The organism is Thermococcus sp. CX2 (genome assembly GCF_012027555.1).
GTDB lineage: Archaea > Methanobacteriota_B > Thermococci > Thermococcales > Thermococcaceae > Thermococcus.
In genome coordinates, this window is the sequence record NZ_SNUQ01000001.1 from 684,762 (window position 1) to 710,486 (window position 25,725).

Below are 25,725 nucleotides of genomic sequence, written 5' to 3' on the forward strand. Positions count from 1 at the left end.
CCCTTCCGAAACCTTTAAATATTTTTGCCACTTTTAGTTAATTTGAGTAAGAAAAATTGTGGAGGTGATGACGATGGTCTACGTGGCGGTTCTGGCCAACATCAACGGGAACCTCCCTGCGCTGGCCAAGGCACTTGAAAGGATAGAAGAGCTCAAGGAGGAAGGATACGAAATCGAGAGATACTACATCCTTGGAAACATAGTTGGCCTCTTCCCATACCCGAGGGAGGTCCTTGATACCCTCGATGATCTGATAAAAAACAACCTGGTCAAGGTCATCCGTGGTCAATTCGACCAGCTCATCGCCATGAGCGACCCTCACGCAGAGGGTTCGGACTACATCGACCGGCTCGACCTTGAGCCCCACGTAAAGGCCGCCCTCAAATACACCTGGGAAGCTCTCGGTCACGAGGGAAGGGAGTTCATCCGCGATCTGCCAATATACCTCGTGGACAGGATAGGCAAAAACGATGTCTTCGGCGTCTACGGAAGCCCGCTCAATCCATTCGAGGGCATGGTACTTCCAGACCAGCCCACGAGCTACTATGAGTCCATCATGAGGCCCGTCAAGGACTACGAGATACTCCTCGTTGCATCGCCCAAGTATCCAGTCAATGCCATGACGAGGTACGGAAGGGTCGTCTGTCCTGGTAGCGTGGGCTTCCCACCGGCCAAAAACCACAAGGCGACCTTCGCGCTCATAGACGTGGATACGCTTCACACTAAGTTCATCGAAGTGGAATACGACAAGAAGCTCGTTGAGGAGAGAATAAAACAGGAAGGCCTTCCCGAGGAGATCATCCGGATTCTTTACCACGGAAGGATTTGAAGGAGCTTAGAACCTCCCTAATATCTTTTCTCTCGTAGATCACGAAGAGTAGCAGGCCAACCATAAGGGCGACTTTTGAGACGAAGACTAGAGACTGAAGGGCCAGCGCGGCAAGGAGTGGAAGGTATATTCCGGGAGAAATCCCAAGGAGTTTTTTTGAGTAGTGAGCGGAGCCGAGCAGTATAATCGCGTAGCCAATGATCAAACCGATCATTACCCCGAAGGAACCAAACGTGGGAATCAGATAAAGCCATGACAGGAGAGATGAAATTGCACCCAGCAGAGCAACGAAAGTGCCTTTCCTTACGTAGGCCGTCGAGTTGAGTGCAACTATGCAGGGGTTATAAGCTATGTAAACCTCCATCGCCATCAGGGCAAGGTAAAAGGCTGGCCCAACATCAAAGCTGAAGAACATTGAAAGAACCTCCCTACCAAGGAGCATGAGGAGAAAAACGCCCAAAGCAGTGAGGAGTACTAGAACTCTTGTGGTCTTTTCAGCGAGAAACCTGACGTAATCATCTTCACTCCTGCCGTACTTGTAGGAGAAAAGAGGCATTATTGCAGACTGGACCACTTGGGGGAGGTACGTGAGCAGGAAGGCCGCCGAGAGGACTGCGGCAACCCTACCAGCGACTTCCACTCCCGCGAGATACTCGCTTATGAAATAGGGTCCCTGGACTAGGAAAACACCCGAGAGCGTGCCAAGGAAAGCGAACGAAGAGTAGGAAAAGAGGAGTGTGAGCTCATCTTTTCTGGGCTTTCCCAAAAGATTGAATTTCACCAGGTAGCCCAGGGAAAAAAGGGAGACGAAGCCAAGGAAGAGAAGGTACGGTGCAAAGACGTTGGGGAGGAGAAAACCAAAGAGGAATCCGAAAAACGCCAACGTTATGATGTATGCGTAGTGCTCGCCGCGATGGATTCCATAGAGAAAGCTTCTCAGCGTGAGCTGTATTCCCCTGAAGGTTGCTAGGAGGGAGAGGTAGACATTGAAGGGAATCAGGAGAAGGCCAGCGAGAGGGAGAAGGAATGATGGAAGTGTTATTGAGCGGATTGCATCTTTATCACCCCTTCCGAGAAACTCCGATGCATATTTCCCGAGCGCAACCGCGAAAAAACTCAGTGGGATTGCCAGAAAGAATGCCTGTGAGATAAGTGAGTTTGCCCTCCCGAGTTCCTCAACGCCAAAGCGCCGAGAGACGATTACGCTGTAGAGGAACCTGCTTAACCCAGTCAGACCGAGGGCTATTATGGACGCTAGGGAATGACGCAGGAGAACGCGGCGCTCGTAGCTCATGGCTAAAAAATCGAAGGAATGAATTTAACCTTTGTGGAATCCGAGGTAGAAGCCAGCTACAAAGGCACCAGTTCCGGGCAGGATTCCGAGAACCTTCTGCCCGAGCGTGGCTATCTGGGTCGTCAGGTCTCCAGCAAGGTTAAAGAGCTTGTCGGTGTTGACTGTTATCACACCCTTCTGCTGGAGCCAAAAGAGGCTGAGCATGTACGCACCTATTAAAGCCATCGCAAGCTTCATGACTTTCTTGAGGGCGAAGCCTGTGAGGAATCCCGCTATTCCGCCAACGCCCACGTCCCCAACCATGGCATTTACATTCAAATCCATCCACACCACCATTTGGATGTACATCGCAGGGAGATAAAACGTTTTTGCCCCAAAATGTTTAAATTAAACGAGTCCAAAATATTTGCAGTAGATAAAAGTCCGGAAGTGGGAGCATGACGAGTCCGATGGAGAGACTTAAAAATAAGATAACTAAAGAGGTTCTCTGGCTCTACATCCTCCGCCTGCTAAAAGAGAGACCCATGTACGCCTATGAGCTGAAGGAGAGGATAAAAGAGGCCTTCAACTTCGAGCCGGCGACAGTCAGCTCTTACGTCGTCCTCTACAAGCTCGAGAAGGACGGCTATGTCACAGCAGAGTGGCAGGAAAGCGAGACTGGAAAGCCGTCGAGGAAGTACTACAGGCTCACTCCAGAGGGAGAAAAGCTCCTCGAAGAAGGGCTCGCCTTCTTGGAAATGATGCTCTCAAAGCTCAAAGGCTGAGCTTTTCTTTAAATTACTGTTGAAATAACAAGTGAACAAAAGAAAAGGTACTTGAATGGACAAAGCAATGAGGGCAAAAGCCCTCAGCGTCCCATTCCACCGCGTGGCTCCTTGGCCTTCGGGCGAAGCCCCTTGTAGCCGCACTTCCTGCACTTCTTGGCCTTCCACGGGTTAGTGGCACCGCAGCGCATGCAGATGTACTTCCTAAATATCCTGGCCTCAGCCTCTGGGAATCTCGCCATCGTAATCACCTCATGATCTTGAACTCCAACACACCTTTTTCTCCCTGCTTTTAAAGCTTTGGTGCGGGGGACGGGATTCGAACCCGCGCAGCCCTACGGCAGCGGATCTTAAGTCCGCCCCCTTTGGCCAGGCTCGGGCACCCCCGCGCGAGTGAGAGTGGGAAGGGCAAAATTAAAAGGTTTGCTCTCAAGTCCTGACTATCCTCATCTCAAAGTCCTCAACCGGGACCTTGAAGTCCTCCCTGCTCTCGATCTCCTTCCTGTTGTAGAGTATCTCCCTCGCAAGGATCCAGTAGATAAGCGCGAGGGCCTTCCTACCCTTGTTGTTGGTCGGGATGGCAACATCAACGTAGCTGAGGAAGTTCTCGGTGTCAACGAGGGCAACTATTGGAATGCCGATCTCTATGGCCTCCTTCATGGCCTGGTGGTCGGCCCTCGGGTCGGTAACGATAAGGACATCGGGCTCAAAGAAGTTCTTGACCTGTGGGTTGGTCATAGTTCCCGGGAGGAACCTTCCGGGGATAGCTCTGGCGCCGGTGACCTCGCCAAACCTCTTGACGGGCTTCTGACCGTAGAGCCTGACGCTGACCGCGAGAATGCTCTCGGGGTCGAACTTGGCGAGGAACTTGCCGGCAATGCGGAGCCTCTCATCGGTCTTCCTAACATCGAGGACGTAGAGACCGTCCTGCCTGACCCTGTAGATAAACTTCTTCATGTCCTGGGTCTTCTGCTGGGTTCCAATGTGGACGCCCGCAGCAAGGTACTGGTCGAGTGGAACCAAATACTCCTCCATTTCTTTCACCCTCCTTTCTCATCCTTCGAATGTTATTATCCTTCCTCTTTCACCCAAATCTTCAGCGATTCTTATTAGCTCGTTCAGCTTGGCGATGGAATCCTTCCCCAGGACCATCGCCGGGCACTTGAGGCCGACCGCGAGATGCGGCAGGGCCTCATCAGAGGACTCGTACCTGGCTTCCGCCAGGATGGGCGTGATTCTCTCCGACTTCGCGTCGTTCACGAGGTTGTATAAGTCGGTGAGCGTGCCGAGGTTGATGGGCTTTATGGAGAGTGCGTTGTAGTAGCGCCTGTCAAGGATGTCCTTCTCGCGGAAGAGGTGTTCACCATCCACAAACACCCCATGGGTTCCCGCTATCAACTCAAGGAACAGCTCCTCATCGCCCATCGGCTTTATGTAGGCAACGTTGTTGTCCTCAACCACATTGAGCACCACTTCGGTCTCCATCGGCCTCTTCTGGACAAGGCCAAGCGCAACCTCCAGACCAAGCTCGCTTCCGGCCTTCTCAGTGGCCTTTGAGAGGGCCTCAATGGTCATAGTCTCAGCGTTCTCAAGCACTTTTGCGGACGCGTCAACCACATCGGTTATCTCCATCAGGTCGCGCACCATCACGTAGTAGTCGAAATCCTCTCCACTCGCTATCTCAAGGATTGGAACGGGCAGTTCGGTGGTGAAGGTTCCACCTATGTAGCTGTAGAGCGGCATCCTCTTGACGCTGGCAGCGGCCTTCGCAACCGCTATGGAAACCGCCAAAGCCGTGTTTGCGCCTATGTGGCTGAAGTCCTCGGTGCCGTCTATCTCCCACAGATAGCTGTCGATGAGCTCCTGCTCGCTTGCGTCAAATCCTATCAGCTCGGGACCTATTATCTCGTCGACCTCGCTAACGGCCCTGTGGGCCTCCGCTATGTAAAGGCTCGGATTCTCGTCTATCGGAGCCGCAAAGCGACCGAATCCCGAGCTGGTGATAACATCTACCTCGACGGAGTACTTTCCGCCCTTGAGCACCGCGACCCTGCCGATTACGTTCTCTATCACGGTCATCTTTCATCAGCTCGGCCTTATTACGGTGAGCGGAATTATGCCCTTCTCAAACTCAAGGAGCGCTGCATCAAGCGGCGTGATTCCTTCCGGGACGTCTATGAGTATGGGCGCACCCATCGCTATCTGGAGAGCCCTCGCTCCCACAATCCTCGCCCTTTCAAACCTTGTGTACCTGAACATTCCAACCACCCGTGCAAATTTTGGTGGGGCCGCCGGGATTTGAACCCGGGTCTCCGGCACCCCAAGCCGGGAGGATAGACCAAGCTACCCCACGGCCCCCCAGAAATGTGGTTTTTCAGTATACCCTGTAGACCATTACCTGATCTATCAGCTCGACGTGACTGAGGAGCGTCCTCCTGCAGCAGTACCTCTCTACTCCGAGGTCGTCGAGCACCTTCTCAGGGTCCTCGCCCTTCTCGACGCGGGCCTTAAACTCGTAGTATTTATCTCCCAGGACTTTTCCACACGTGAAGCACCTTACGGGGACTATCACCCGTATCACCTTCTTCGAAATGAATATTAAAGGCAGGGATCAGCGGTAGGACTTCTGCCTCTTGGCCCTTGGACCCTTGGTCGAGCGGTTGGGCTTGTGCGGCTCAGTTCTCCTCGAGTCGCCAACGAGCATTGTCCTGTCGTACTTCATAAACTTTTCCTTGAGGTTCATGTCGTTGGTCCACTCGACGAGGGCCCTAGCAATGGCAACGCGGGCAGCCTCCGCCTGACCCATGAAACCTCCGCCTTCCACCTTGACGTCGATGTCGACCTTGCTGACGATCTCCTCGCCGGCAAGGACGAGAGGCTCCATAATGGTGAAGCGCGCAATTTCCGGCTCGATTATCTCAACCGGCTTGTGGTTGATCCTGACGCGACCCTTTCCTTCCCTAATGGTGGCCCTCGCAATGGCCGTCTTCCTCTTTCCAGCAGTCTGGATGACCTTCATTTTCTCTCACCTCAGAACTTTCCACCGAGGAACTTCGCGACCTCGCCAACAGTAACGTACTTAGGCGTGGCGAGCCTCGACATGTGCGCCTCCATCAGGGTCTCCAGATCCTTGCCCTCGAACTCCTTGGGAACACCGACGTAGACCTTGAGCCTCTTGAAGGCCTTCCTTCCGCGGTCGGTCTTCCACGGAAGCATGCCCCTGACGGTTCTCCTGACTATCTCGTCGCTTCTCTTCGGGTAGAACGGACCCCTTCTCGGGTTGGTCCTGGTCCTGAGCTCAGTCCTCTGCTTGTACTTGGCGAAGATGTCCTCCCTGTTGCCGGTGATGATGGCCTTCTCAGCGTTGACTATGACCACTTCCTCGCCCTCGAGGAGCATCTTGGCGACCTTTGAGGCGAGTCTCCCAAGTATGAGTCCTTCAGCGTTAATAATCCTCATGGCCCATCACTCCATTATGATTACTCCACTTCCCTTCGGGTTTCTCTCGAGGAGCTCCTCAATCGTGATAGCCTCCCCACCGGCTTCGGCTATCTTCCTCTTAGCCGTCTCACTGAACTTCCAGGCAGCAACGACAACCTTGTGCTCGAGCTTTCCGGCACCGAGGACGCTTCCTGGAACGATAACGGTGTCACCCTCTTTGGTGTAGCGGTTGATCTTGCTGACGTTCACTTCAGCCCTCTGCCTCCTAGGCCTCTCAAGACGCCAGGCTATGTCCTTCCATATCTTCACTCCTTCCTCGTTTGACTTCTTTCTGAGGTAGCGGATGAGCCTCCTCAGGTTGATGTCAGTTGGACCGGTTCTCTTCATGAGCATTCCTCCTTCACAATTCTCGCACCGAGGGACGGGGTGAGCGTGAATTTGGTGCGGGGGCGGGGATTTGAACCCCGGAACCCCTACGGGACGGGACCCTGAATCCCGCGCCTTTGGCCAGGCTCGGCAACCCCCGCGTCACTCGGCTAATTTATGGAGTTCGCTTATAAATCTATCGCTCTTCCTCATCAGAATCTTGAGAGCTATGGTAACTATTTCCTCAACGGGGAGCTCCCCGTTGGTTTCCACGGTAAAGACGAACGTATTGGGCACAACCTCTTCGGTGATCTTATCACCCACAAACCGGTCGAACTTTCTTGGAAGGTAAAACGCCTTAATTGTCGTTATGATCAGCTCGTTCTCAGTCTCCTCCACCGGGAGACCGCGCTTTTCAGCCAAGGCCTTAAGCTCCTCCCAGTCCGGAACCTCTTTGCTGACGTGGATTTTGGTCAGGTACTTGTAGTAGACAAACCCTGGCTGCCATTTCGCGTGGTCCTTTCCGCGGCCGAGCTTGGCATAGGCGTTGAGCGTGAGCCTCTGTCCCTCAGCGAGCTTGACTATTGGGATGTTTGGGTTTGCTGGCCTGACGTCCGGGTCGTCGCTCTTAAGGTCGCCCGAATACACCATACCCGGGCCCTCTGCCTCCAGAGAAAGGGTAACCGTGTAGTCGTCAAGCTCTAAAGCATCGAGGGAAAACCTCCCAACTGGCGTAGTGAGTGGAATCATTGCCAGGCGGTGAGCGATAATCTCGTCAAAGAGGGCCGAATCGTTCTCGAATAACTCAACCTCATCTACAGCAAATGTGGGAACCTCTGAGAGGATGGTTCTCCTGAGGGCGTTGGCAAAGGGAATGTCAACTCCCTCAACGATGAACTTAATCGAGTCCTCCCTTTTGTCAAGAATCTCAAACTTCATTTTCCTCACCAAAAAAGAAGTTGTAGAGGGTCAGACTCTCCTGCCCCTTCTTCCGCCCTTCGGTCTGGTGCCGTCGTGCGGAATCGGGGTAACGTCCTCGACCCTTCCTATCTTCAGTCCGGCCCTGGCGAGGGCTCTGATGGCTGCCTGGGCACCCGGACCAGGGGTCTTGCTCTTGCTTCCGCCCGGGGCGCGAACCTTGATGTGTACACCGACGAAGCCCTTCTCCATGGCCTCCTCGGCGGCCCTCTTGGCGGCTATCATAGCCGCGTAGGGCGAGGGCTCGTCCCTGTCGGCCTTAACGACCATACCACCGCTCCACCTGGAGACGGTCTCGGCCCCGGTGAGGTCGGTGATGTGGATGATGGTGTTGTTGTAGGAGGAGTAGATGTGGGCAACGCCCCACTTCTCCTTCTTCTTAAGGTTAACAACCTGCTGCTCCTCGCTCATGAGGCCTCACCCTTAGCCTGCTCAATAACAACCCTCTCGGGGTGGCTCTCCTTGGCGAACGGGGATGTCTTCGAGTAGGTTATGGTGTCTTCCTCCTCCTTGAGGACGAGGTAGCCAGGAGAGCGGATTATCTGACCGTTGACCTCTATGTGGCCGTGGACGATGAGCTGCCTGGCCTGCCTGATGGTCCTAGCGAGTCCCTTCTTGAAGACTATGGTCTGGAGGCGCCTGTCGAGAACGTCCTCCACGGTGAGGGACAGGACATCATCCAGCACCGCATCGGCCGGAAGAAGTCCAAGCCTGTTGAGCCTCTGGAGGAGCTGAATCCTCTCGACCTCGGCCTGCTTACCGCGGGCAGCGAGGAGGCGCCTGGCCCTACGCCTGAACTCCTTGAGCTGAGTCTCGTGCCTCCAGAGCTCCTTCTTGTTCTTGAGAGCGTACTTCTTCATGAGCACGCGCTCTCTCTCAAGCCTCTCCTTAATCCAAGGGTGAGAGGGAGTCTCGTACTTCTTCCTCTGCCTCTTTGGGTCTCCCATTTACACCACCTCACTTCTTCTTTCTTCTCACGCCAACGGTGGTACCGTGCCTGAAGTTCGACCTGGTCCTCTGTCCCCTGAGTGGAAGACCGAGCTCGTGCCTTATGCCGCGGTAAGCCCTGATCCTCCTGAGCCTGTTGATGTCCTCACGCCAGGCCATGACAAGCTTGGCGGTGATAAGGTGCATGTCCTTGCCGGTCTCGTAGTCCTTCGGCCTGTTGACTGCCCAAGCAGGTATGCCATGGGCAACTGGATCCTCAAGGATCTCCTCTATCTTCCTGACCTGCTCGTCTGTCAGATAACCGGTCTTCATGTAGGGGTCGAGCCCTGCAACTCTGAGCACCATCGTTGCAAAGTTTATTCCTATGCCCTTGATGCCCGTAAGGGCCCATCTCAGCTGCTTATTTCCGTCCAAATCAACTCCCGCTATACGGACGATGTGTCTGAAGTTGTCCGTCATTACGAATACACCTCCATACCAATCCTTCAACGAGGATTTTGGCGCCGGGACGGGGATTTGAACCCCGGTGTCCATACGGACACGGGCTCTCAAGGCCCGCGCCATCCCAGGCTAGGCGATCCCGGCATACACGCGGTAGCCGCTCCCCTTTGACAGTTCTCTCACTTCAGTGAAGTGCTCCTCCATCAGAGCCTTAATATATTTTGCGCCCTGCTTCGTCTTGATAACCAACTGAAGCAGGCCTCCATCGTTGAGATGCCGGGGAGCATTTATAACTATTTCCCTCAGGACTTCCTTTCCCGCGTGCACCGGGGGGTTAGTGATGATTGTGTCGAACTTTTCACCCTTAACGGGCTCGTAGAGGCTTCCCCACCTAACCTCGGCGTTTCTAACGTTGTTGATTTTTAAATTTTTCCTCGCTATGCTCACCGCTCTTCTGTTCACGTCGGTCATGACGACATAGTCTACAAAGCGGGAAGCGACAATGCCTATTGCACCGTAGCCGCAGCCGAGGTCGAGAACGCGCCAGTTCCCGTCAAGTATCATGCTCTCTATGAGCAGTTCTGTTCCCCTGTCGAGTCTCCCGAAGGAGAAGACTCCACTGGCCGTTATGAACTTGAAACAATAACCCCTGAGGCAGACCTCGATGGTCTTTGTCTTGAGGGGAACGTTTGGCTCTTCGGAGTAGTAGTGGCTCATGTGCGGGGATAAGAAAAGGGGTTTATAAAGGTGAAGGGAGTAGAACGGTTTAGGTAACCTAATGCTCTTTAAAACCAACAAGTACTGTAACTATGACCACAATTAGCCATACCCACCCCATTGCACCCAGGTACATGGAAGGAACACTTCCGCTACGGGTTCCCCAAACCATAAAGCCCATGAGCACCATGAAGATCGCCATTTCCAGCTGGATTATCCACGAAACCTTGTTGCGGCTTGCAAAGGAATCTCTGAACGCAAAAAGTAAAAGGAGGTATACAGCCCCTCCAAGTATTCCCGCGTATGCCCCATACTCTACCCACGACATAAGTTTCACCATCTATTATTTATGATGTACAACAGGAGCAGCGTCATCTTCCTGCCCTGGATAACCCAATTCCCACAATACTCCATCCTGCAATGAACCCGAAATAGACAACTGCTGGGAACTCTCGCCCCATAATCGTCGATACTGCCAGTAATCCAATGGCACCTCCAATCGCTCCCAGTAATATCCACATTTTCAACCAACCATTTTCAAACTTAATCATTAGACTCACCTGTCGGGATACTAATCCTAACCAAACTCATCATATTAAAGCAATAATTCAACAGATACTACCCTCTAACACGGATATCATTGACCTACCCAGATTCCATTGCTGGTTTCGTATTTCTCCAGTTATACATTTCAAGCAAGCTACTAACTATCCCAATGATCGCCACAGCCTTAATAAAATTCCCCTCTAACAATATCAAAATCAAACTCCCAAACATCACAACTAGAGAGCACTTAACAATCCGAATGTTCTTGTGAAGTTCGGGAACAAATAAAGCAGCCAAATACAAGTTAACAAGAACCATGTAAAAATTTCCCACAAGGGCCCCATAGCATGCTCCGAACAACAGAAGCAGGGTAATGAAAATCCCAACTAAAGGCCATTTTTTTCGCATAGATGTCTTAACTAAGAGCACCGATAACAAAGCCCCGAGTATAAATGCAATCAAGTAGATTACGTTTTCTGACATACTCCCCCCTCCACTATCTCAGACATGAAAAATAAAAAAGATTTTGACACTCATGGTAGTGCATTACAACATGCTGGTACACCAAAGCAACAGTAGATACAAACATATGCAATCCCTGAAGCTGCTGCAAGCTGAAGATATGCTGTAGCGATAGAAATCCCAAGTACAGTAGCAACACAGAATATAACTCCTGTCCCTCCAGTTATGGCAATGCATCCAAGTATAGCCTGGATCACAGAGCCACACAGCGTACAGTTAATAGAACACCAGATAATATTTGTGTCCATAATAAAAGCTGTTCCTCCTGCTTTCTCCTGGTTATATTCTGGGAGCTTGAGTCTTACCAAGTGCGAGAGGTGTCTCAGCTCATAAGCGCTCCTGCCCCAAATCCAGTTCGTCTCATCACCCCTGCGTAGCTCCATGAGAACCTTATTCAGCGTCCAGTAGTACTCCGAAAGGGTCAGGTTGTCGGCAGTAATAATCGTGTCCCCAACGGGCACAACCCTATCCTCATCCTTCGGAGCAATGTCCATGCCCGTAAGGAAGACCCTATACTCACCGGTCTTTGGATCCGTGAATATTCTAGTGACCAGAGTGAAGTTGTATTGGCTTCTCTCAGCCTTGTAAACGAGCGCGTACATCGTGTAATTGAACGTCTCATTGTACAGGTTAATCCCAAAGAACAGCAACTGCTCATGCCCTTCACTCATGTTATAAAGCGTGACCACGGAAACGTTGAGGTTAGCAGTCAGATTCGAAGCACTGCATGAGCTTGAATTATGACAAGCGCATGAAGAGTTCGTCAAGTTCGCGAAGTCTATTGTTTGATTTACCCAAGTAATGTTAAGCTGGAGTTTTCCCTTGTCATCATACCAAGCGACCACGGCTCTCCTAAAGGTTATGCTCGTGGCGTTCTCAGTCAAAGCCTTAGTCTCCTGGACAGTTCCAAACTGGAGACTCAACAGCAGGGCAAGCAAGAAGACAGCACCAACCTTCTTAGCCCAGCCTTCCATGATAGACACCCCAAAGATTGTCACCAAATGTAATGTTAAACACCTTAAAAATTTTTCTAATTACAAGTTTGAATTAGTTCCGTTTTTTTTTCGTCATCATTTTCAATTTTCAACAATATCAAAACGACGAGAGTGAGTCAAAAGAGGGGAGAGTAAAAGAGTAGACAAATGAACACAAACAACCGTTACTTGTGCAACCAGAGTTTCAGGGGCGCGGGACGAGTTGAATTCCACCCATCAAGCCAACATGACAAAGGCAAACATAATGGAGAGGGGAACTAAGGAAAGAATCACAAACCTTGATGAAACTCAACGGGACTATCGTCCCGTGCGTTGGAGCTTCGCTCCAACATCGCGCAGGCAAGCAAGCTTTGGGAAAAGCTTGACCAAAAGAGTCTCCTTCTCATAAAATAACGGATAGTATTAGAGTGCACTTTTCAAAACCTGTTGAAGCGTGGGTTTACCCCAAAAGAAGCCCTTCAAACAGTTTGCACTTTATCCTGGCATCCAAAAGACGCCTTGTGGAGGGCAAACCCTGAGAGATGGCAATTAACGAGTAAACCCCTTGAAAATTGCCACTCTTAAAATAGCACTCACTCTTCCGCCAGCGCTTGCGCAAGCAAGGGCTGATCGGGGGTGTGGAGGCGGAGCCCCCCGTAGTTTAAGAGAAAACAGGGTTCGTGGGACAAAGCCCCACTCCGGGGGTTTGAGAGTACAGGAAACTTTGGGAAAGAGCTTCACCAAAAAATTGTAGCTCCTCATTGCGTTACCCCTGAAGGGCTGGTTTCCCAACTTAAGGCCCGACGTTTTAAGTGAGAATCCTTTTGTAGGGGCCCTTTTGTATAGGTTTGCTTTTCTTTTGACGCCCTTCGGGCGTCTTTTTAGAGCTAAACCTCGGCAAAAGAGTATTTAACTTAGTTCTCCCTTTCAAACAATCCTATTGATTAAGGAACCACTCAAAAAAGGAACTTTGGGAAGGAGCTACCAACTTTGATGAAACTTTGCCCCGCAAAGTTTCTACCACATCTTTGGGTACCAGTCCCTCGGCATGAAGACCTTATCGACGTCAACCGCTATTCCCTTGCTCTTCTGGAGCATCTCACCGCTCGTCATGGTGGCCTTACCGAGTGCGACGAGCTCGTCCTTAAGGGTCATCACAGCAACTAAATCGCCCTTCTTGATACCCTTGTGAACCTTGACTATTCCTGGAACGGCTAAGTCGGCACCGTGAGTGACGGCAGCTACAGCAGAGTCCCTAATCCACACCTTAGGCAGGTGCTCAACGGCCTTCTCCATCGGCTGTATTGCCTTGCGGAAGTATTCCTCAATGCCGTCCTCCTTCCAGAAGTGATAGTAATCAACAAGGTCGTGGAGGGTCACTAAAGTTTCGTCTTCCTTGAATGGGCCGCTTCTGGTACGGCGAAGCTCGGCCATGTGGGCCCCAACACCCAAGGCAAGGCCGATGTGGTGGATCAGTGAACGGATGTAGGTTCCCGCCTCTACTCCAACCCGGAAGAGCACGTCCTTGCCATCTATTTCGAGTATCTCAATGTAGTACACCTTCCTCGTCCTCAGCCTTCTTTTCACGGCACTCCTAAGGGGCGGCCTCTGGATTATCTCCCCCTCAAACTCCTTCATGACGGCGTAGATTTTGTCCTCCGGAACCTCGCCGTGGAGGTGCATCAGAGCGACATACTCCTTTCCGGCCGGCAATAAAGCCTGAACTACCCTTGTAGCTCTCTCGAGGGCAACGGGAAGAACGCCGCTCACCTTGGGGTCGAGGGTTCCACCGTGACCGGCTTTGTTAAGGTTGAAGAGCTTCTTAACCCAGGCAACTACCTCGTGGCTTGTAGGGCCTGGAGGCTTGTCGAGGTTGATTATGCCGAACTGCATGTGCATCTCCATCGGCCTCTTCTCGGGCGGAAAGCCCCATTTAGGATTGGTCTCGGCCTTCTCGTCCTTTATCAGAACCTCGCGCTTTATGTCAGCTGGAAGGATTCTCCTAACTTCATCCCTCGCCATGAGCATCACCCGATGATCGTTACTGTGGGAGTGTTACGGTCTTGCCTTATAAACCTGCCCTCAGAATTTGAATTTATAATCAAAGACGGGCCATCCCGGCAGGTATTTAACGGCCTTTACGTAAGACGGCACGAAGACCTCACTCCTGTTCTTCTCAATTGCCCGCAGGATGGCATCGGCAACGTCTTTCGGTTCAATTGAACCCTTCGGATAAGCTAAGTCGTTCCTCGTGAAGAAAGCCGTCTTCACCTGCTTGGGGTAGACCCTTATCACGTGAATGCCTTTATCCTTCAGCTCCCTCTCAAAGTTGAGCACCATGTAGTGGAGGGCAGCCTTCATTGCGCCATAGGAGGGTAAATCAACGGTGTTCACGAACGCCGCCGCGCTTATCACAAAGACGACTTTTCCATCTCTGGGAATCATATCTAAGAGCTCCTTTGTGAGCAGGACTGGGGCTATTATATTCACCCTGAAAAGCCCCTCAAGCTCCTCCTCGCTCTGCTCAAGAAGGGGCTTGGCTACGGCAAAGCCGGCATTGTTGATGAGGAGATCGAGCTGTTCAATTTCCTTTTGTTTCAGCTCATCTCTGATCTCCTTTGCCGCCCCTCTTTTACTTAAATCCGCAACAATGTAGTCAAAATTCCCTAGGGATTTTAGCTCTTCAAGAGCTTTTTCATTCCTGCCAACGCCGATGACAAAATAACCTCTCTTTACCAGCCCCTTCACAAGGAGCCTACCAATCCCGCCAGAAGCACCAGTGACAAGCGCATTTTTCATAGATCCCACCCGAGTAAGATAGAAAAGAGAGGTTAAATAGCTTGGCTTAACTTCAAGCCAAGCTTATTCCAGCCTGCTCAAGGGCGGCCTTAACGGCCTCGTCGTCGGCGCCCCTCTCAATGCTGACCCTCTCTGGGAGGGGCTCAAGGTGCTTGACGTTCATCCTCCTGCGCTTGACCTTGTTGAGGCCAGCGCCGGTAACGAGGACGAAGTTCTTGTCGATGACGTCAACGACGACGACCTTCTGACCGGCCCTCCTTCCGGCAATAACAACGGCGATTCTTCCAACCTCAATAGCTGGCATTCATCCCACCTCCACATTTTTTCTTTTCAACCCCGTGTCGCCATCGGGGTAAAGGTGGTCGATGGCGGCCTTCACGATTGCGAAGACCCCATCGGGCGACCATTTCGAAGTGTTTATGATTAAATCATATATCGACTTGTCTTCGATGTCAATACCGTAGAGGTTTAAATACCTTTTCCTGTTGCCCTTCTCCCTTTCGGCAATCTGCATGAAGGCTTCCTCTACGGAGATACCCTCTCTACGGGCGACGCGTTCGGCCCTAACGCGCATGGGCGCATCGAGCCATATCTTAAGATCCGCATCCTTAACCATCCAGCCGGCGAGCCTGCCCTCGATGACGACGTTGCACTCCTTGGCCGCCTCGATCTGCCTCCTGTCAACTTCCCGGTCTATCTCGGGGTGGAGCTCCGCATATTCCTGGAACTCCTGCAGGGTCATGCCCATCTCCTTGGCCATCTGGCGGAAGATTAGGCCAGCGTAGATGTGCTTGAAGCCATAGTGTCTGGCGAGGTTCCTGCAAAGGGTCGTGGTGCCTGAACCGGCCAGGCCGCTGACGGTTATGACGAGGCAGTCCCGGGGCATGTGCATCACTTCAGAGGGCAGCCCTGATCTGGGCCTTTATGACCTTCCTCATGCAGCTCGGGCAGAGGTTCGGATACGGCCTCTCTGGCCTCTTCTTGGTCTTCGGGAGCTTCCGGAGCTCGCTCGGCCTGCCGCGTGGAACGCCGTTGAGAGGTCTGCCGCACATAGCGCAGTGAGCTATTTTTGGCTTCTTCCTTTCAAAGTGTATGACCGTCCTCCCGCCCGGAGTCCTGACGTACTTCCTTCTCCATGACCTTGACCTGTACATGGGCTTCATTTCTCTCACCTCGCAATGCCTTTTTGTCAAGCGTTTTTAAATTTAACCCATATCGAGGAGCTTCCTAAGGATGTAACCGGTTATCATGGAAGTCATGATGTACCAACCTATGTATCCCAGCTCGTTGGCTGGAAGGCCCGAGTGGTAGAGCTTGTGGAACCAGTCGAAGAGGAAGAAGTCAAAGGGTGCTTTGGCTATGCCGACCTCTACGTACCATCTCCTGAGCCAGCCGAAGAATATCCAGAATATCGGTAGGGTCAGAAGGGTGACCTTGAACATGGTGTCCTTCATGACCTCGCTTTGGAGCCTCATGAGCTCTATCTGCTCCTGCTGGAGCTTCCTGAGCTTCTTCTCGTCCTTGGAAGCCTGGGCTTCCTTATACTTCTTCTGGAACTCCTTACTCTTCTTCTGGAGCAGCTTGACCTTCTCCTGGTCAACCAGGACGTAGTTGATTATGGTAAATAACGCACCTAGGATTATTCCCGATACCGTGACTACCCATATTGGCTGGTATGAAGTTATCAACGGCCCAAACAAGCTGTCAAGGAAAGAGTATATTCCTTCAATCATATTCTCCCACCGCCAGATCTAATACTTCAACAAGTTCGTGAACGGCCTCTTCAAGACCTTTGTCCTCATGGTTCTCGATTATCTTTATAAGTGCGTTGGAGTGCATTGCGTAGCTAACCGCAGCGGCGCGGTTCAAGTCCTGATGCCTCTGTATCTGTTCCTCAGTTTCGACGTCTCTGTCGCGCTTGAGGTCCCTAAGCCTTCTACCTAGTATCTCGCTCGGAGTGGCTTCAATTATGACTATGAAGTTGGGGTTTATGACCTCTATAACCTCCTTGGGGAATCCGAGCAGGTAGCCAACTGGAGTTCTTATAGTGGCGTGGGTGTCGATGAGTATGGGCTCAGTTTTGGCCATCTCAACTATCCTCCGAGCGGCCTTCATCTGTAGGTCCTTCTGCACATTCGGATTGAGCTTCCTCATCTCGTCCCTGTGCTTCACTAGGCCTGCCTTCACTGCCTCCTCGAACATCAGGTCGCCAAAGTTCACTAGTTTGAACTTCATCCGAGCCTTTCTAAGGGCAAGCTTGGTTATTGTGCTCTTTCCAACACCTGGGATTCCTGTTATCATGACCACAAACGGCATCATGCTCACCCAAGGAGGTTCTGGGAGAACCTACTCCAAGCTGGTTTAAAAGGTTTTGTGAAGAAAAGAAAGGGTCACTTGGAGAAGAACTTCCTGAGCATCGGGAACATCTCTGTTGCCTGCTCCCTTGCTATCTCCTCGTAGAACCTGTAGAGGATACCGACGGTAAGGAGGATTCCTGTTCCAGTACCGAGCGCTCCAAGGAAGTCTGCCAGCACTGCAACCAGCGCCAGGGTGAATGAACCCAGGAAGGTAACATAGGGTATGTACCTGTTGAGCACCCTCTCGAGTATCCTTGGATCCCTTCTGAATCCTGGGATCTGAAGCCCGGCACTCTGAAGCTGCCTGGCTATGCTCTTGGCATCTAGGCCAGTCAGCTCAACCCACAGGAATCCAAAGATTACTGACCAGCCTATTGTCATCAGGGCATAGACGAGTGCCCTCTGGGGGTCGGCTATGACATGATAGATGTCCCTTGGGGGCGAGAGATAGGTGACAAAGCCACTTATTGGATAGCCGTTGCTGTCGAATGTCCCAAGCCAAGTGTAGCCAAAGTTGTTAAGCAGCCTGGCCCAGAGCTGTATATTGGCGTAGAGCGCGAAGGTAAGGATTATCGGTATGTTGCTGACGTACATGAACCTTATCGGGTACCTTCCGCGAACGGTTACGCGGCCGTAGCTGAGGGGTATCTCAACACGCATGCTCTCGAGGTAAACGACGACCAGGAACACTACGATAGTTGCCATGAGATCCATCATGTCCGGCAGGGTACCTCTGTAGATGGCTCCCGTAACGTCCCCATGAAGCAGATGCTGGATGAAAGCCGGGATTGCACCGATTATCGCTGGTCCTCCTGTGATCGGATCGATGTACTCGGCGGTGGTCATTGGGTTGAGGGCTTTAACGATAACCGTCTGGGAAACTCCCGCGGCAATGAAGAGACTGATACCGCTGCCAATTCCCCACTTGCTAACCAGCTCATCGAGAAGGATGAGCATCACGGAAGCGAATCCTAGCTGGAGAAGGATGAGTATCGCAAGACCTAGGCCTATGAAAATGGCTCCATCTGGTGTCGTAACCGTCTGGAACGCACCGAGACCCATATCAACCTTACCGAACGCTCCTGCAAAGACGTATATGGCGGCCTCAAAGAAGCTCATGAATACCGCGAAGAGCTTTTGAGCCGCTTGATAAAACCTCCTATCCTCATGGTTTGAGAGATCAAGGTGAACTATGTCGGAACCGACGAGAAGCTGCATGATAATACTAGCGGTGACAATTGGACCGATACCAAGGGTCAGAAGAGAACCGCTCCTACCGGCGAGAACGAATCTGAGCGTGGCGAAGTAGTCCTGAATCTGCGCTGGGATTCCATAGAGCGGAATCTCGGCGAGGATAAAGTACAGCAGCAGAACAATGCCTGTCCACATGAACTTCTCCTTGAGTGGGACGTGCCTCTTGGGCCTTTCAACTTCAGGGAAGTACCTCTCTATCGCGAACACTACGTTCCTTAATCCCATGATTAACACCCGCCAGAAGTTAAATTAAAGGAAAATCAGGCGAGGAGAACCTCGCCGCCAGCGGCCTTAATCTTCTCCTCGGCCTTGGGGGTGACGTAGTAGGCCTTAACGACTATGGCCCTGGTGAGCTTTCCTGAGCCGAGAACCTTGTCAACGCCGAGCTGAGTGGTATCGACGATTATCTTTCCACCTTCCTCGTAGGCGATGCCCATCTGCATGAGCTCGTCGAGGTTCTCGTCGAGGAAGCTCAGGTTTACGGTCTGTGGGGTGTACTGAACAGCCTTCGGCCTGTGGAAGCCCCTCTTGCCGAGGTGGTCCGGGGCGTACTTGATGGTCCAGGTCCACTTGGTGTTTTTCCTCTTTCCAGTTCCAGCCATTCCCTTACCGCCCTTGCTTCCACCGCCACGGTGCTTCTTCTTGCAGCCCCATCCGTGAGTGTGACTTCCGCGGAGCTTCCTAACCTTCTTCCTTCTCCTAATCATCTCTCGCCACCTCAGAGCATTCTCTCAATGAGCTCGTTAATCTTCTCGCCGCGGTAACCGAGGGCTCCGCCTTCCTTGAATGAGCGCTTCTTGCTTCCCTTGAGACCGCCCCTTGGTGGGTGGAGCCTGAAGACGGGCTTGATGTTCGGGAGGTCGGTGAGCTTCATCTCGCCCTCGACGACCTTTTTGGCGAACTCCTCTATGCTCATTCCGAGCTTCTCCTTGACGTACTCATCGGTAACCGGCTTGTTGCCTATGAGCCTGCCCCTCTTCCTGATGAGCTTGGCCAAGGTTTCCGCATCTATCTCGCCCCAGGTGATGTAGTCCTTGACCTTCTGAACCATGCCCTTGTAGCTCGGGGTGTCGTCGATGAGGACGAGGTGGTTGATCCTGTGGAGGCGGAGCATGGCGAGGGTGTCTCTCACTTCTCCCCTCGCCCTGATTCCGCTCCTAAGCCTGATGAGTGCAAGCTTTGCCATTCTCTCTCACCTCACTCCAGCTCAAAGTTGGCTGCCATCTCCCTTCCAACGACGATGCCGTACTTCTCAACCATCTCCGGCTTGATTGCAACCCTGTTGGTGTTGTAAAGCGCGTTGAAGACTGCCTTGGCGAAGTTGACAGTGGTCCTCGTCTCACCGAGGGTCTGGGACCAGACGTCCTGAACGCCAGCGAGGCTGAGTATCTTCTTTCCAACGTCACCGATGACCAGTCCAAGGCCACGCGGTCCGGGCATGAGCCTGACGCGGACGCTTCCCTCCTTGCCCTCGACGGCGAACGGAATTGAGTGTGGCCTCCTGCACCTGCACTCCCAGCTTCCACAGCCGCGCTTTATCTCGATGATGTTCATCTTGGCGTAGTTGATGGCCTTCCTGATGGCTATTCCGACCTCCTTGCCGTGGCCGATTCCAAGGCCAACGTAGCCGTCCCTGTTGCCCACAGCGGCAAGAACGCGGAAGCGAATCCTCCTACCGCTGTCGGTCATCCTAACCGTCAGAGCGATGTCGAGCACTTCCTGGTTCTCCCTGAGGTTAACCTCAGGAAGGAGCACGTCAACTATCTCGGGCTCCTTAATCTGGTAGCCCTTGCGGAATATCTCGTGAATGTCAGTTATCTGGCCCTCCTTGACGAGCATACCGAGCTTGGTCCTCGGCTGCCACTCCTCCAAAACCCTCTGGGCGATCTCCCTTGGGTCGCTCATTCTCTCGCCTCCTCAAACTTTTCGATTATTCTCGCCTTGACCTCCTCAAAGTGCTCTGGGAGCTTTTCGGGCTCGAGGCCCTTAACGAGATAGCCACCGAACTGCTTCCTGTAGAGGGCCTCGTCCTCCTCCTTGAGGGCCTTGGCGTAGTTGGCAATGTGCTCGCCGGTTATCCTGTAGTCCTCCGGGTAGATCTCCTCGCTGTGCGGGACGTTCAAGCCGGCATCAACGGCTCCCTTGAGGACGGCGAAGACGCTCGAGCCCCTGGTCGGCGGGTGGAGGCCTATGTCAAGTATGGCCTCTTCAATGCCGGCCTTCTTGGCCTTGTAACCGATGAGCAGGCCAAGCAGGTAAGCGCTTGGCGTGTTGCCACCGTGGCCCTTCCAGCCGAAGTCCCTCATAAGCTCCCTGGTGTGAGCTGAAACGAGGGTCTTGTCACCCTTTGGATCGTAAACCACTATCTGGGCGATGTGGTGGTTGAGGCTCTTCCTCACGACAAGCCTCGGCTTGCCCGACTTAAGGAGAGCGAGCCTCTTGTGATAGTTAGTCTTACCTTCTCTCCTCCTCCTGAAGGGAACCCTATACCTCGGTCCGTGCGCCATCTCTCTCACCTCACTCCTTCAGTATGCCGTGCTCCTGCATGAACAGGTAGAGCTGCCTCTTGTTCTTGAACTGACCACCCTTGGCCCTGATGTAGAGCCTCCTGTAGGTGTGCTCGTCTATCTTGCCCTCGGCCTTGAGCTTCCTGAGCTCCTTCCTGAGGGCCCTGATGGTCATCATCCAGCGCTCCTTCTTGCCCATCCTGGCGGTCTTCTTACCCTTCCTGCTTCCCGGGCCCCTGTGGCGGCCCTTCTTCCTGGCCTCCTGGTAGGCCCTCGCCCTGGCCCTGCTCTGGCCCTTGATGGGCTTCTTCTTTATGACGCCATCGTTGATGAGCCTCTTTATGTCCTCCCTCGTGATGGCAGCGGCGACGTCATCAATCCTCTCAGGGTCAATCCAGACCCTGTTCTCACCGCACTTCAAAATGTCAGCGGCAATCCTTCTCTGCATCTTAAGCATGACCGTTCACCTCACGGGTTGAGTACCTTCACACCAAGCTCCTTGGCCTTGGCAAGTATCATCTCTCTCTTCCTGGCACCGACAGTTCTCGCTATCCTCGCAGCCTGCCTGGTCGGGTCGATTGCCTCAAGCTCCTTGACGTTGTGGACGAGGACTTCCTCGTATCCGCTCGGGTGGAGCCCGCGGACAGCCTTGGGGGAGCTCCAACCGATGCTGGGTGAGCGCGCCTTGCCCTTCTTCTTGAGCCTCATCTTGCTGTCAATTCCCTTGGGCCTGCGCCACTTCGGGTTGTTCTTGAACTTGGGATAGCGCCACCACTCCTGCCTGAGGAACCTTGGCTTCTTCCTCTTGAGCTTGGCCCTAATCCTAAGGAGTCTCGCCTTCTCGTTCATTTCTCACACCTCAGAACCTTATCGGCTTACCAGCCTTCTCGACAATGTAAATACCATCCTGGAAGACTCTCCTATCCCACTTGGTTATCCTGGTGGCCTGCTCGATGTTGGCCGCGGTCTGGCCAACGGCTTCCTTGTCAATGCCCTCGACGATGACCTCTGAACCCATGACCTTGACGGTAACTCCCGGGAGTATCTTGGCCCTCCTCGGGTTCTTCTCACCGAGGAAGTTCTCGATGACGACCTCGTCACCCTGAACCTTGACGGTCATCGGGAAGTGGCTGTAAACGACCTTGAGCTTGTAGGTGAAGCCCTCGGTGACACCCTTCACCATGTTGGCGATGTGGGCCTTGAAGGTCCTCGCTATGGCTATGTCCTTCTTCCTCGGGAACTCCTTGTAAACGACGACCTTGCCGTCCTCGGTGAATATCCTAACGCCAGGGTATTTGAGCTCCCTCTCGAGCTCTCCCTTCGGCCCCTTGACCTTGACAACGTTGTTCTCGACGGTGACCTCAACTCCCTCTGGAATCTCAACCTCTTCCCTTACCCACGCGTCTATCGGCATCTCTCTCACCTCAGTAGACGTACGCTATCAGCCTTCCGCCGATTCCCTTCTCTATGGCCTCTTTGTGGGTCATGACACCCTGAGAGGTCGAGACGATGAGGATACCGAACTCGAAGGCCGGAAGGAACCTCTTCTCCCAGGCCTCGTACTCCCTCGCCTTGACCGGGAACCTCGGCTTTATCGCGCCGGCCTTGTTTATCTTGCCTATGAGCTGAACCCTGTAGATGCCGGCCCTTCCGTCGTCTATGAACTCAAACTCGCCTATGTAGCCGTTCTCCTGCATAACCCTGAGGACCTCTCCGATGAGCTTGGAGGCGGGCTTTATGTAAACCTCCTTCTTCCCGACCCTCTCGCTGTTGGTTATGTGTGAAAGCGCGTTCGCCAACGGGTCAAGCAAAGTCATCTCCTCTCACCTCACTCGTACTTCTTAAAGCCCAGCTTGGGGGCTATCTCTCTAAAGCAGTGCCTGCAGAGCATCAAGCCGTGGATCCTGATAATTGGGCCGTACTGTCCGCAGCGGACGCATCTCCTGGCGCCCTTTCCAAACTTCCTCGGCTTCCTCTTGTTGTAGTCAGCCTTCGCCATCTCACAATCCCTCCACCTGGACGTTAAACTCCTCCATAGCGAAGACGATACCTTCCTCCTTGGTCAGCTTGTGCCTGTTCGGTATCTTCTTCCTCTGCCTCTTCCTCCTTGCGACCCTGAAACCTGGCCTCTCAAGGGTGACGCAGACGTCCATACCGAATATACCGATTTCGGGGTCGTATTCAACGCCCGGGATGTTGATGTGCTCGTCTATACCAAAGCAGAAGTTGCCGTGCTCGTCGAAGTTGCTCGCCTTGAGCTTGTTGTCAACCGCAGCGAGGAGCCTCCTGAGCATCTCCTCAGCCTTCTTGCCCCTGAGGGTGACCTTAACGGCTATCGGCTCACCGCGCCTGATTCCGAAGTCCTTGTTGGTCTGCTTGGCCCTTCTCCTTATCGGCTTCTGGCCGACGAGCTGCTCGAGCATGGTCTCGGCCTTGGTAAGCCTCTCACCGCTCTCGCCAACTCCAATGTTGATGGTGACCTTCGCAATCCTGGGCTTCCTCATGGGGTGAGCTTCCCAGTCAGCAAGTATGGTCTCTCTGTTGATCTGCATCTCATCTCACCTCACGGAAGGGAAATCTCCGGCTTGTCCTTTCCAACCACGAAGGCGTACTCCTTCAGGGTGTCGAAGAGCTCACCGTTCTCGTCCTCGATGGTGACGACGTCCGGCCATCCCATTGGGAACTGCCTGACCTCGACGACCTTACCCTTCCTGGCGACGTTCTTACCCTGGGTAACGAAGACGTAAGCACCGACCTCGAAGGGTATGACTTCGACTATCTCCCTCTCGGGAACGCGCATGAGTATGGTATCGGCGGTCTTGAACTTGTCCTTGGTCTCGTCGGTCAGTGAGCTGAGCCTGATGAGGTGGTTGCTTCCGTCGTGGAGGTTGAGCTGGAGGTTGCCTCCCTTGACCATCCTCTTGTTGCTTATCCTGAGCGGCTTTATGTTGGCCTCTTTCTCGGTTATCGGGTGGAGTATGAGCTTGCCGATCCTGTTCGGGAGAACCCTGTAGTGCTCGCCGGTCTCTGGGATGGAGACGACGTCCATAATACCGACCGGGAACTTGTAGTCCTTCCTAACGCGGCCGTCGACGAGGATCTTGCCCTCGTTGAGGATCTTCCTGGCCTCGCGAGCGGTCCTGGCGTAGCCGAGGTAGTCCCTGACTATGTAGATCAGCGGTATTGAGGTCTTCATGCTGTGCGGACCCGGCCTCGGCCTGACCGCCCACTTATAGGCCTTCCTCTCAATATACCACTGATTTGGAGCGGCAAGCCTCTTAAGGTGTCTCTTGGCTCCCTTTCTCGCCATCTTCAAGCCCTCCTCTCAATTATCTTCTCCCTCTTCTCGTCCTCAAGGTTGAGCTCGACTATCATAACATTCGACGGGTGAACCGGGTAGAAGACCTCGGTGCCGTCGACCTTCTTCTGGGTGACGCCCTCGACGTAGATCCTGTACCTCTTGAGGTTGACCTCAACGACCTTTCCTTCCTTGCCCTTGTAGTCGCCGCGCATTATCCTGACCTTGTCGCCCTCCCTTATCGGAAGGTTCCTGACACCGTACTTCTCCCTGAGCTCCCTCGAGAGGGGAGCGCTCATTATCTTGCTCCTAAGGTGAAGGGGAGCGTTGTAGAGGAACTTCCTCTGCTTCCTCGGCTGCTTGGTATCCAACTTCATCCTTCTCACCTCACAACACAATGCTCGCTATGCTGCCGAGCCTAACCCACCTCTCGGCGGCCTCCCTGGCTATGGCACCCCTGATCTCGGTTCCCCTCGGAACACCCTCGGGGGTGACTATCGCGGCAGCGTTGTCCTCGAACTTGACGCGCATACCGTCGAGCCTTCTGTACTCCTTCCTCTGCCTGACAACAACGGCCCTGACGACCTGGTGCCTGATGTCAGGCCTACCCTTCTTAACGGTAGCGACAACCATGTCGCCGACACCGGCACTGGCAAGTCTCCTCCTGGTTCCCTTGTAGCCGACGACGCCGATGATCTGGATGACCTTGGCACCGCTGTTGTCTGCAACCTTAAGGTAAGCACCTATCGGCAGAGCGCGAGTCGGCCTGACGGGGCTAATACCCCTAGTAGCACCAGCACCCTTCTTCGCCATCGCTATCACCTCTCACCGGCCCTCTGGAGAATGCCAACGACGACAAAGCTCTTGGTCTTGCTGAGCGGCCTGGTCTCAGCGATGAGAACCTTGTCGCCAGGCTTGGCGTTAATGCACGGCGGGTTGTGCGCGTGTATCCTGCTCCTCCTGAGCTCATACCTCTCGTACTTCTTGAGGTAGTGGTAGTGCTGCCTCTCAACGGTGACGGTCCTCTTGGGCTTGTCGCTGACGACTATGCCCTCGAAGTACCTGCCGTGTATCTTGAGGTGTCCGTGCCACGGGCAGTGGGGATCGTCACACTTCTCAGCGGGAGGCTGAATCTTCAATCCTATCTCTCTCATCGTCTCCACCTCTTCTTCAATCTCATCTCGGGTCTTCCAATCAGTTCCCTTCCATCGATTCGTATCCTTTTATCGCCAACTTCAAACTCGAGCTCCACCACGTCCTTAGGGATAACCCAAACCCTCTCACCGCCGATGGTGAGGGTGTTCCTCGTCTCATCAAGGACGTAGCCCTCGATGCCAACCAGCTCTGGATGAGATGCCCTTATAATCTTTGCTTTCAGGCCTATGAGCTCGTGCCAGATGATGTTTCTCGCTGTCACTCGATTTCTATCAAGTCCTCTGAAAATCCAAGGTCTGCTAGCAACTTCTTGACCCTTTCCCTGTGGTCGCCCTGGAGCTCTATCCTTCCTTTCTTTACAGTTCCGCCGCATGCCAGCTTCGCCTTCAGCTTTTTGGCTATGTCCTCGAGGTCAAACTCCTTCTCATCTATGCCCTCGATTATGGTCTTAAGCTTTCCGTAACGGGCCTTCTCTATGTATACCCTAATTCTCTGCTGCTCCTTCAGGACCTCCTTAAAGAGCATCTCATCCAGA

Annotated in this window: 45 protein-coding genes and 4 tRNA genes; 2 read left to right on the forward strand and 47 right to left on the reverse strand. The window is 53.1% G+C overall.

Annotated features, from left to right (window positions below; genetic code table 11):
* The first annotated feature begins 73 nt into the window (after nt 1-73).
* The gene (locus E3E23_RS03750; protein ID WP_167906692.1) at nt 74-829 is read left to right on the forward strand and encodes a metallophosphoesterase; all 756 of its coding nucleotides are present in this window, start codon (nt 74-76) and stop codon (nt 827-829) included.
* Here E3E23_RS03750 and E3E23_RS03755 read toward each other — a convergent pair.
* Complete coding sequence (locus tag E3E23_RS03755) at nt 798-2,123, reverse strand: lipopolysaccharide biosynthesis protein (RefSeq protein ID WP_167906375.1); 1,326 nt, start codon at nt 2,121-2,123, stop codon at nt 798-800. The two genes, E3E23_RS03750 and E3E23_RS03755, sit on opposite strands and share 32 nt — an antisense overlap.
* Before the next feature lie 24 nt (nt 2,124-2,147).
* Nucleotides 2,148-2,447: an FUN14 domain-containing protein gene (locus E3E23_RS03760; protein ID WP_167906694.1), complete on the reverse strand. Its 300-nt coding sequence runs from the start codon at nt 2,445-2,447 to the stop codon at nt 2,148-2,150.
* A 113-nt stretch (nt 2,448-2,560) separates the two neighbouring features.
* Here E3E23_RS03760 and E3E23_RS03765 point away from each other — a divergent pair, with 113 nt between their 5' ends.
* Nucleotides 2,561-2,887 (forward strand): PadR family transcriptional regulator, encoded by a 327-nt coding sequence (locus E3E23_RS03765; RefSeq protein ID WP_068665971.1) that lies wholly within the window; start codon nt 2,561-2,563, stop codon nt 2,885-2,887.
* Nucleotides 2,888-2,970: 83 nt separating this feature from the next.
* Here the strand turns inward: E3E23_RS03765 and E3E23_RS03770 are convergent, their stop codons facing one another.
* The 45 genes from E3E23_RS03770 to yciH form a co-directional block, all read right to left on the reverse strand.
* Nucleotides 2,971-3,129 carry a 50S ribosomal protein L40e gene (locus E3E23_RS03770; RefSeq protein WP_088855862.1) on the reverse strand — a complete coding sequence of 53 codons (159 nt, stop codon included), beginning with the start codon at nt 3,127-3,129 and terminating at the stop codon, nt 2,971-2,973.
* Nucleotides 3,130-3,188: 59 nt separating this feature from the next.
* Nucleotides 3,189-3,276: transfer RNA gene (locus E3E23_RS03775), tRNA-Leu, on the reverse strand.
* 40 nt (nt 3,277-3,316) lie between these two features.
* Nucleotides 3,317-3,922: a 30S ribosomal protein S2 gene (gene rpsB / locus E3E23_RS03780; protein WP_167906377.1), complete on the reverse strand. Its 606-nt coding sequence runs from the start codon at nt 3,920-3,922 to the stop codon at nt 3,317-3,319.
* Between the two features lie 18 nt (nt 3,923-3,940).
* Nucleotides 3,941-4,966, reverse strand: a complete 1,026-nt coding sequence (locus E3E23_RS03785; protein WP_167906379.1) for a hypothetical protein — start codon at nt 4,964-4,966, stop codon at nt 3,941-3,943.
* Nucleotides 4,967-4,972: 6 nt separating this feature from the next.
* A complete protein-coding gene (locus E3E23_RS03790; protein WP_167906381.1) occupies nt 4,973-5,146 on the reverse strand; it encodes a DNA-directed RNA polymerase subunit K in 174 nt (57 codons plus the stop codon).
* Nucleotides 5,147-5,167: 21 nt separating this feature from the next.
* A tRNA-Pro gene (locus E3E23_RS03795) sits at nt 5,168-5,245 on the reverse strand.
* Nucleotides 5,246-5,261: 16 nt separating this feature from the next.
* On the reverse strand, nt 5,262-5,459 hold the full coding sequence (locus tag E3E23_RS03800) for a DNA-directed RNA polymerase subunit N (protein WP_068665962.1): 198 nt from the start codon (nt 5,457-5,459) through the stop codon (nt 5,262-5,264).
* A 39-nt stretch (nt 5,460-5,498) separates the two neighbouring features.
* Nucleotides 5,499-5,906, reverse strand: a complete 408-nt coding sequence (locus tag E3E23_RS03805; RefSeq protein WP_055430131.1) for a 30S ribosomal protein S9 — start codon at nt 5,904-5,906, stop codon at nt 5,499-5,501.
* 11 nt (nt 5,907-5,917) lie between these two features.
* Nucleotides 5,918-6,346 (reverse strand): 50S ribosomal protein L13, encoded by a 429-nt coding sequence (gene rplM, locus E3E23_RS03810; RefSeq protein WP_167906383.1) that lies wholly within the window; start codon nt 6,344-6,346, stop codon nt 5,918-5,920.
* Between the two features lie 6 nt (nt 6,347-6,352).
* Nucleotides 6,353-6,715 carry a 50S ribosomal protein L18e gene (locus E3E23_RS03815; RefSeq protein ID WP_167906696.1) on the reverse strand — a complete coding sequence of 121 codons (363 nt, stop codon included), beginning with the start codon at nt 6,713-6,715 and terminating at the stop codon, nt 6,353-6,355.
* Nucleotides 6,716-6,767: 52 nt separating this feature from the next.
* Nucleotides 6,768-6,855 (reverse strand) — tRNA-Leu (locus E3E23_RS03820).
* A 1-nt stretch (nt 6,856) separates the two neighbouring features.
* Complete coding sequence (locus tag E3E23_RS03825) at nt 6,857-7,633, reverse strand: DNA-directed RNA polymerase subunit D (protein WP_167906385.1); 777 nt, start codon at nt 7,631-7,633, stop codon at nt 6,857-6,859.
* A gap of 30 nt (nt 7,634-7,663) precedes the next feature.
* Entirely contained in the window at nt 7,664-8,083 is a 420-nt protein-coding gene (locus E3E23_RS03830; protein WP_167906387.1) for a 30S ribosomal protein S11, read from the reverse strand.
* On the reverse strand, nt 8,080-8,619 hold the full coding sequence (locus E3E23_RS03835) for a 30S ribosomal protein S4 (RefSeq protein WP_167906389.1): 540 nt from the start codon (nt 8,617-8,619) through the stop codon (nt 8,080-8,082). Before E3E23_RS03835 ends, E3E23_RS03830 begins: the two co-directional genes overlap by 4 nt.
* Before the next feature lie 10 nt (nt 8,620-8,629).
* Nucleotides 8,630-9,079: a 30S ribosomal protein S13 gene (locus E3E23_RS03840; protein WP_167906390.1), complete on the reverse strand. Its 450-nt coding sequence runs from the start codon at nt 9,077-9,079 to the stop codon at nt 8,630-8,632.
* A 39-nt stretch (nt 9,080-9,118) separates the two neighbouring features.
* Nucleotides 9,119-9,205: transfer RNA gene (locus E3E23_RS03845), tRNA-Ser, on the reverse strand.
* Nucleotides 9,191-9,778, reverse strand: a complete 588-nt coding sequence (locus E3E23_RS03850) for a class I SAM-dependent methyltransferase (RefSeq protein ID WP_167906392.1) — start codon at nt 9,776-9,778, stop codon at nt 9,191-9,193. The genes E3E23_RS03845 and E3E23_RS03850 overlap by 15 nt, the downstream gene beginning before the upstream one ends.
* Before the next feature lie 58 nt (nt 9,779-9,836).
* The gene (locus tag E3E23_RS03855) at nt 9,837-10,106 is read right to left on the reverse strand and encodes a hypothetical protein (protein WP_167906394.1); all 270 of its coding nucleotides are present in this window, start codon (nt 10,104-10,106) and stop codon (nt 9,837-9,839) included.
* 43 nt (nt 10,107-10,149) lie between these two features.
* Nucleotides 10,150-10,329, reverse strand: a complete 180-nt coding sequence (locus E3E23_RS03860) for a hypothetical protein (protein WP_167906396.1) — start codon at nt 10,327-10,329, stop codon at nt 10,150-10,152.
* Between the two features lie 94 nt (nt 10,330-10,423).
* On the reverse strand, nt 10,424-10,807 hold the full coding sequence (locus E3E23_RS03865; RefSeq protein ID WP_167730747.1) for a hypothetical protein: 384 nt from the start codon (nt 10,805-10,807) through the stop codon (nt 10,424-10,426).
* Nucleotides 10,808-10,857: 50 nt separating this feature from the next.
* Nucleotides 10,858-11,820 (reverse strand): hypothetical protein, encoded by a 963-nt coding sequence (locus tag E3E23_RS03870; protein WP_240920725.1) that lies wholly within the window; start codon nt 11,818-11,820, stop codon nt 10,858-10,860.
* A 1,017-nt stretch (nt 11,821-12,837) separates the two neighbouring features.
* Nucleotides 12,838-13,842, reverse strand: a complete 1,005-nt coding sequence (locus tag E3E23_RS03875; protein ID WP_167906698.1) for an RNA-guided pseudouridylation complex pseudouridine synthase subunit Cbf5 — start codon at nt 13,840-13,842, stop codon at nt 12,838-12,840.
* Between the two features lie 60 nt (nt 13,843-13,902).
* Nucleotides 13,903-14,619 (reverse strand): SDR family oxidoreductase, encoded by a 717-nt coding sequence (locus E3E23_RS03880; RefSeq protein ID WP_167906700.1) that lies wholly within the window; start codon nt 14,617-14,619, stop codon nt 13,903-13,905.
* A 52-nt stretch (nt 14,620-14,671) separates the two neighbouring features.
* Complete coding sequence (locus E3E23_RS03885; protein WP_167906398.1) at nt 14,672-14,923, reverse strand: 50S ribosomal protein L14e; 252 nt, start codon at nt 14,921-14,923, stop codon at nt 14,672-14,674.
* Nucleotides 14,924-15,505: a (d)CMP kinase gene (gene cmk, locus E3E23_RS03890; protein WP_167906702.1), complete on the reverse strand. Its 582-nt coding sequence runs from the start codon at nt 15,503-15,505 to the stop codon at nt 14,924-14,926.
* 10 nt (nt 15,506-15,515) lie between these two features.
* Nucleotides 15,516-15,782 (reverse strand): 50S ribosomal protein L34e, encoded by a 267-nt coding sequence (locus E3E23_RS03895; protein WP_167906400.1) that lies wholly within the window; start codon nt 15,780-15,782, stop codon nt 15,516-15,518.
* A 42-nt stretch (nt 15,783-15,824) separates the two neighbouring features.
* Complete coding sequence (locus E3E23_RS03900) at nt 15,825-16,352, reverse strand: DUF106 domain-containing protein (RefSeq protein WP_167906402.1); 528 nt, start codon at nt 16,350-16,352, stop codon at nt 15,825-15,827.
* On the reverse strand, nt 16,345-16,935 hold the full coding sequence (locus E3E23_RS03905) for an adenylate kinase (RefSeq protein WP_167906403.1): 591 nt from the start codon (nt 16,933-16,935) through the stop codon (nt 16,345-16,347). Before E3E23_RS03905 ends, E3E23_RS03900 begins: the two co-directional genes overlap by 8 nt.
* Nucleotides 16,936-17,009: 74 nt before the next feature.
* Complete coding sequence (gene secY / locus E3E23_RS03910; protein ID WP_167906404.1) at nt 17,010-18,455, reverse strand: preprotein translocase subunit SecY; 1,446 nt, start codon at nt 18,453-18,455, stop codon at nt 17,010-17,012.
* Nucleotides 18,456-18,490: 35 nt separating this feature from the next.
* Nucleotides 18,491-18,937, reverse strand: coding sequence for an uL15m family ribosomal protein (locus E3E23_RS03915; RefSeq protein ID WP_167901101.1), 447 nt, complete (start codon nt 18,935-18,937; stop codon nt 18,491-18,493).
* An 11-nt stretch (nt 18,938-18,948) separates the two neighbouring features.
* Nucleotides 18,949-19,416: a 50S ribosomal protein L30 gene (locus E3E23_RS03920; protein WP_167901100.1), complete on the reverse strand. Its 468-nt coding sequence runs from the start codon at nt 19,414-19,416 to the stop codon at nt 18,949-18,951.
* A gap of 11 nt (nt 19,417-19,427) precedes the next feature.
* Nucleotides 19,428-20,135 (reverse strand): 30S ribosomal protein S5, encoded by a 708-nt coding sequence (rpsE, locus tag E3E23_RS03925; protein WP_167906405.1) that lies wholly within the window; start codon nt 20,133-20,135, stop codon nt 19,428-19,430.
* Complete coding sequence (locus E3E23_RS03930) at nt 20,132-20,737, reverse strand: 50S ribosomal protein L18 (RefSeq protein ID WP_167906407.1); 606 nt, start codon at nt 20,735-20,737, stop codon at nt 20,132-20,134. Before E3E23_RS03930 ends, rpsE begins: the two co-directional genes overlap by 4 nt.
* A 10-nt stretch (nt 20,738-20,747) precedes the next feature.
* Nucleotides 20,748-21,194, reverse strand: a complete 447-nt coding sequence (locus E3E23_RS03935) for a 50S ribosomal protein L19e (RefSeq protein WP_012571042.1) — start codon at nt 21,192-21,194, stop codon at nt 20,748-20,750.
* A gap of 11 nt (nt 21,195-21,205) precedes the next feature.
* Complete coding sequence (locus E3E23_RS03940) at nt 21,206-21,586, reverse strand: 50S ribosomal protein L32e (protein WP_167906408.1); 381 nt, start codon at nt 21,584-21,586, stop codon at nt 21,206-21,208.
* 10 nt (nt 21,587-21,596) lie between these two features.
* Complete coding sequence (locus E3E23_RS03945; protein ID WP_167906409.1) at nt 21,597-22,151, reverse strand: 50S ribosomal protein L6; 555 nt, start codon at nt 22,149-22,151, stop codon at nt 21,597-21,599.
* A 10-nt stretch (nt 22,152-22,161) separates the two neighbouring features.
* The gene (locus E3E23_RS03950) at nt 22,162-22,554 is read right to left on the reverse strand and encodes a 30S ribosomal protein S8 (RefSeq protein ID WP_012571039.1); all 393 of its coding nucleotides are present in this window, start codon (nt 22,552-22,554) and stop codon (nt 22,162-22,164) included.
* Between the two features lie 11 nt (nt 22,555-22,565).
* Complete coding sequence (locus E3E23_RS03955; RefSeq protein ID WP_012571038.1) at nt 22,566-22,736, reverse strand: 30S ribosomal protein S14; 171 nt, start codon at nt 22,734-22,736, stop codon at nt 22,566-22,568.
* 1 nt (nt 22,737) lies between these two features.
* Nucleotides 22,738-23,289 (reverse strand): 50S ribosomal protein L5, encoded by a 552-nt coding sequence (locus E3E23_RS03960; RefSeq protein ID WP_167906410.1) that lies wholly within the window; start codon nt 23,287-23,289, stop codon nt 22,738-22,740.
* 11 nt (nt 23,290-23,300) lie between these two features.
* On the reverse strand, nt 23,301-24,047 hold the full coding sequence (locus E3E23_RS03965) for a 30S ribosomal protein S4e (RefSeq protein ID WP_167906412.1): 747 nt from the start codon (nt 24,045-24,047) through the stop codon (nt 23,301-23,303).
* A 2-nt stretch (nt 24,048-24,049) separates the two neighbouring features.
* The gene (gene rplX / locus E3E23_RS03970) at nt 24,050-24,412 is read right to left on the reverse strand and encodes a 50S ribosomal protein L24 (protein WP_167906414.1); all 363 of its coding nucleotides are present in this window, start codon (nt 24,410-24,412) and stop codon (nt 24,050-24,052) included.
* A gap of 10 nt (nt 24,413-24,422) precedes the next feature.
* The gene (locus tag E3E23_RS03975; RefSeq protein ID WP_068665902.1) at nt 24,423-24,848 is read right to left on the reverse strand and encodes a 50S ribosomal protein L14; all 426 of its coding nucleotides are present in this window, start codon (nt 24,846-24,848) and stop codon (nt 24,423-24,425) included.
* 5 nt (nt 24,849-24,853) lie between these two features.
* Nucleotides 24,854-25,189, reverse strand: coding sequence for a 30S ribosomal protein S17 (locus E3E23_RS03980; RefSeq protein ID WP_167906416.1), 336 nt, complete (start codon nt 25,187-25,189; stop codon nt 24,854-24,856).
* Nucleotides 25,186-25,563, reverse strand: a complete 378-nt coding sequence (locus E3E23_RS03985) for a ribonuclease P protein component 1 (protein WP_167906418.1) — start codon at nt 25,561-25,563, stop codon at nt 25,186-25,188. Before E3E23_RS03985 ends, E3E23_RS03980 begins: the two co-directional genes overlap by 4 nt.
* Complete coding sequence (gene yciH, locus E3E23_RS03990; protein ID WP_206204400.1) at nt 25,449-25,715, reverse strand: stress response translation initiation inhibitor YciH; 267 nt, start codon at nt 25,713-25,715, stop codon at nt 25,449-25,451. The genes E3E23_RS03985 and yciH overlap by 115 nt, the downstream gene beginning before the upstream one ends.
* Nucleotides 25,716-25,725: the final 10 nt, after the last annotated feature.